Below are 4,579 nucleotides of genomic sequence, written 5' to 3'. Positions count from 1 at the left end.
CTTTTGAAGCGCTATGCCCGTGGGATTCCCAAAAGGCTTGTTTTCCTATTTCGGCAATTATTTCGGAATGCTTTATAGTTGCTTTTATTATTTGAATCATGGTGTAAGCTTACCCTTTTTAGTCCATCGCTAAATTCGATAATTTTCTTTAAAAATTTAAGAAGCATTTAGTTTGAAAAAATGCTAGTTTTGGAAAAAGCGTGACGACTGTCTAATTACAAAGGAAGTTTAGCGCTAGTAGGGAGGAATGTAAATTGAATTATCCTACTCTCAGTTTTGCTGCATCATTCCATAAATAATGAGGCATTGGCTCATTCAATTCCCACTTAATATTCATTGGTTTAGCACCATAATAATCACTAATAGTTCCTTCGCCAACGAACACATATCCCATCGTATTTCCATATTCGTCGTTAGCTTTTTCTCTTACAAACAAAAGAATTTTCTTGTTATTTTCTAGATGTTTTATGTAGGATCGACCCTTTGATGTTTCTGGGCTTGCTGAATTTTGACTCTGCCAATGAAATAAATATTCATTTATAGCATAGTCGTCATACATTGTTGTAGGAGAGAAATTTTCTTCTGATTTGATAAGATTGATGAAAAGTAATTCAGTATCTAAAGCGGTGTTTTCTGCTACTCCTTCTCTGCTAGGCCATTTTTTTTCGAAAGTGCTTAATCCAAAAGCAGCTAAAATTTGATCCCTTGTGTATCGCGCATGAACCTTTAGAGGTTGATTGTATGGTAAATTAATGTTTATTTCTTTAAAGTCAATATGGTCAATCAAAATTTCAAGCACTTCAATTATTTCTTCAACCAAAACCTTATTCTTACCAATGGTCTGAATACTTTCTTCAAGTGATTCAAATCCGCTTGCTTTTTGCCAGATGTCGTAATGAAGCATTAAGAGCATGGTTCGTTCTTCAGGATTGAATTCCGTCAAATTCAGTAGGAAATTTGCCCTTGCCAGTTTTAGTATAAATCTAAAATAACTTGTTGAGCTTGTTGAGAGCCATTTTTTATTGATGGATGAAACAATTTCTTTTTCATTATTTTTTTGAAAATCATCGATAACGCCAGCTTCTTGACATAAACGTTTCCAGCTCCCTCTCTTATAAATTGTTTGTATTGAAATAGAATTAAATTCTAAAAAGTTTTTGAGATTAAGAGGAAGAGTGGTTTGCTGTTTAAATTTTTTAATCTTACTAATAATTTGATTGCGATTAAGGTTGGTAGCAGCTTTTATGTTTTCAAGAATTGTTTCTTTGGCTTTCTTTTCCAAAACGATAGAACAGCCAATTGGCAAATGTGGAAAGTTGTCTTCTATTTCTTTGTGGACTTTAGTCGCGGTTTTACCGATAAGCGCCCTGAATTTATTTTCAAAATTGTATTCTGGTCTGGCATTGCCAACAAAGTCTAATACGGTTAAACAATCTTTATCATTTGCTAATCTCAGCCCTCTTCCTAATTGTTGCAAGAAAATTGTTAAACTTTCTGTAGGTCTTAAAAAGATTACAGTATCAATCTCCGGTATGTCAACCCCCTCGTTGAAAATATCTACGACGAATAAATAATTAATTTCTTTATTCAGCAATTGATTTCTAACAATATCTCTATTTTGATCATTTGCACTCGTGAGATAGTCCGCTTTAAATCCCGCTAAAGTAAATTTTTCTGCCATGAATTTTGCATGTTCCATAGAAACGCAAAAGCCGATAGCTTTCACATCAGTTTTATCTTTTGTGTATTTCTCTAAAGCATCAATAATTTCTCTTACTCTTCTGTCATTGGCGGTGTATAAATTGGTCAACTCGCTTGCAACATATCTGCCACGAACCCATGTAGCATTGGATAAATCGATGCTGTCAGTAATGCCAAAATATTGAAAAGGACAAAGTAGCCTCCTATTTAAAGCTTCTGGCAGTCTAATCTCGGCTGCAATTCTATTGTGGAAGTCCTCTTGAATGTCACCACCATCCATTCTTTCAGGTGTGGCCGTCAAACCTAAAAGTACTTTTGGCTTGAAATAATTTATAATGGCGCGATAGCTGTTCGCTGCAAGGTGGTGGCACTCATCAATGACTATGTAATCAAAATATTGAGGTGATAAATTTATATTTTCGAGTCTATTATTTAGCGTTTGAACGGAAGCGAATACGTATTCATAGCTAATTGGTTCTAGTCCATTCACCCACAACTCACCAAAATTATTGTCCCTTAAAATTCCTCTGTAAGTAGATACAGACTGTGAAAGTATTTCTTTTCGATGTGCTAAGAACAAGAGCTTGGAAGATTTGTTGTTTTGTCTAAAGTTCTTGTAATCAAATGCTGAGATTACCGTTTTTCCCGTTCCTGTAGCTGCTACAACTAAATTTCTATTTCTGTCATGTATCATTCTTTCCACTTCAAGTTTTTCTAAAATCTCTAACTGGAAAGGGTAAGGTTTGATGTCAAAAAATGAAAGGATGATTTCGGAGGATTTAGATATTTTCCTCAGGTTCAAAGAGCTAATGAGTTTTTCTTTATGAATAGAATCATCAAAAGTTTCAAAATCATCGCTTTGCCAATAAGAGTCAAATGTCTTCTGAAATTTATCTATAATATGGCTCACCTCTTTTGTTGTAATTTTTATATTCCATTCTAAACCATCGGTTAGCGCAGACCTGGAAAAGTTTGAAGAACCAATATAACCTGTATGAAAACCAGTGTTTCTGAAAAACAAGTAAGCCTTTGCATGAAGCCTCTCATTACCAGTATTATAAGATATTTTAACTTCTGTATTCTCTAATTTTGAAAGTAACTGAATGGCTTTGTAATCGGAAGCTCCCATATAGGTTGTGGTTATTAGCCTCAGCTTACCTCCTCGTTTAGTAAACTCCCTTAATTCTCTTTCAAGAATAATTATTCCCTTGAATTTTACAAAGGATACCAATAAGTCAATCCTATCAGCAGATAAAATTTCCTTTTTAAGTTCACTCTCAAGTGATAAGCCCACATTGCCTCCGGTAAAAAGTTCGCTATGGGTTAGTCTCGTGTAAGGCGTTATTTCTTTTAAATGCAGGTCGAAATCTGAAAAATGAGCATCAACTTTTGTAAATACTGCTTTTAAAATCTCTCCTTCAACGTCTATCAGGTCATTGTTAAATTCTTCTTTTTGAAGTACTTCCTTTAAAATTCTGATGATTTTATTAGCTATTTCAATTTGTAACTCAATCTGCTTGTCTCCTTTTACATACTCTAATGCATGCTTTATAGTTTGTGATAAGTGCTTTGCTAATATTGTGGAGGCCTCTTCTTTATCAATCTTGGTCTTGTTAATTAGGTAAGCGCTTTTATCAAGCTCATTGATTTTTTGAGCAACTAATTTTGTTACCAGTTCTTCATAAATTCCTTGAGTCATAATTCTTGTAGTTCTTTTACAATCGGTAAGTCAGCATCAGCCCAATCCAAACGGATCAGTTCTTTTTTATTCAAAAGTATATACTGTTTATGTTCCTTCAGTTTTATCTCTCCTTTTTCGTAATTGGCTAAAAAAGGAATTAATTCGATAGCAATATTTGGATATTCGAAAAAAGATGATGTAAGCCTTTTAACCAAGGTGACCTCAATGTTTAATTCTTCCTCTATTTCTCTTAAGACGCATTCTTCTTCTGTTTCATTCAGTTCTATTTTTCCTCCAGGGAATTCCCATTTTAGCGGTAGATTCATACTTTCACTTCTTTGAACAACCAAAAATTTATGATCGATAGCAATTATAGCACAAGCCACTTTTATTGCATTTTTCATAATCGTAAGTATTTTCTATTTTCAAGATATTGCAAGTCTGTACCTCCATGTTCGCTCCCTAAAAAATCTAATGGGTCAAATGAATCATTTCTGTTTGCTAAACCTTCAAAATAAATGTTTCTGTCACCATTAAGTAACCTAAAAAAGAATTTAAATTTGCTTTTAATTTCTTTTTTCTGTTTTGGAATAAAATCCTTCGGGAAGTTACTGGAAAGTAAAGTGTCAATATATGTGATTCTATATTCCATTTAATAATCTTTAATCAGATGTTCTTCTAGTACAAGCAGATTATTTGATTTCAAGGTAAGCCATAGGTTTAAAACCAGTTGAGATAAATCCTGCTGAAAGTCCTCCTGCGCCTGCAAATAGATCTATGAAATGCATTTTTTCATGGTTTTGAGGCGTATTCGATAATAATACTTCTTTAATACCTATATCCAAAATATGTGCTATTTTGATTAGTACTGCTAGTCAAGGTTGTTGTCTGTTTTAAATGTAAGCATTCACTATCACTATAACTTTTTCCAAGCTTCTCGGCCTACCAAGTTTGTTTAATTCCTTAGGCTTCAAGTACTTTTTTTATTCGGTTTATGTTCGAATAAATTAAAGTTACCAAAATAGTGAGAAACTATGGTTTATCTTAATTTTTAAATATACTTTTAGTATGCTTCCTTATCAGTCTGTCCATTTGTGGGAAGTATATAGGCATTTTTGGTTTTTAATGCCCTGGTTTTCCTTTACCTTAACCAATTCCATCGTTCTGCCCAATCCATTAGAACATTTGTTCTCCATT

At 33.4% G+C, this 4,579-nt stretch carries 4 protein-coding genes; all 4 read right to left on the bottom strand.

Translation table 11 applies throughout. The annotated features are described in order from the left end of the window. Nucleotides 1–259: 259 nt before the first annotated feature. The 4 genes from AAC053_RS13605 to AAC053_RS13590 are packed head-to-tail and all read right to left on the bottom strand — an operon-like array spanning nucleotide 260 to nucleotide 4,170. The gene (locus AAC053_RS13605; RefSeq protein WP_339757738.1) at nucleotides 260–3,400 is read right to left on the bottom strand and encodes a DUF3427 domain-containing protein; all 3,141 of its coding nucleotides are present in this window, start codon (nucleotides 3,398–3,400) and stop codon (nucleotides 260–262) included. Then, a complete protein-coding gene (locus AAC053_RS13600; protein WP_031445038.1) occupies nucleotides 3,397–3,786 on the bottom strand; it encodes a (deoxy)nucleoside triphosphate pyrophosphohydrolase in 390 nt (129 codons plus the stop codon). Before AAC053_RS13600 ends, AAC053_RS13605 begins: the two co-directional genes overlap by 4 nt. Then, a complete protein-coding gene (locus tag AAC053_RS13595; RefSeq protein WP_031445037.1) occupies nucleotides 3,783–4,034 on the bottom strand; it encodes a hypothetical protein in 252 nt (83 codons plus the stop codon). The genes AAC053_RS13600 and AAC053_RS13595 overlap by 4 nt, the downstream gene beginning before the upstream one ends. A 40-nt stretch (nucleotides 4,035–4,074) precedes the next feature. After that, nucleotides 4,075–4,170, bottom strand: coding sequence for a DNA cytosine methyltransferase (locus AAC053_RS13590; protein WP_142190968.1), 96 nt, complete (start codon nucleotides 4,168–4,170; stop codon nucleotides 4,075–4,077). Nucleotides 4,171–4,579: the final 409 nt, after the last annotated feature.

The organism is uncultured Winogradskyella sp. (assembly GCF_963975125.1).
In the GTDB taxonomy this organism is placed as follows: Bacteria; Bacteroidota; Bacteroidia; order Flavobacteriales; family Flavobacteriaceae; genus Winogradskyella.
The sequence above is the reverse complement of the archived record's forward strand: the minus strand, read 5'-3'. Positions and strand labels throughout refer to the sequence as shown.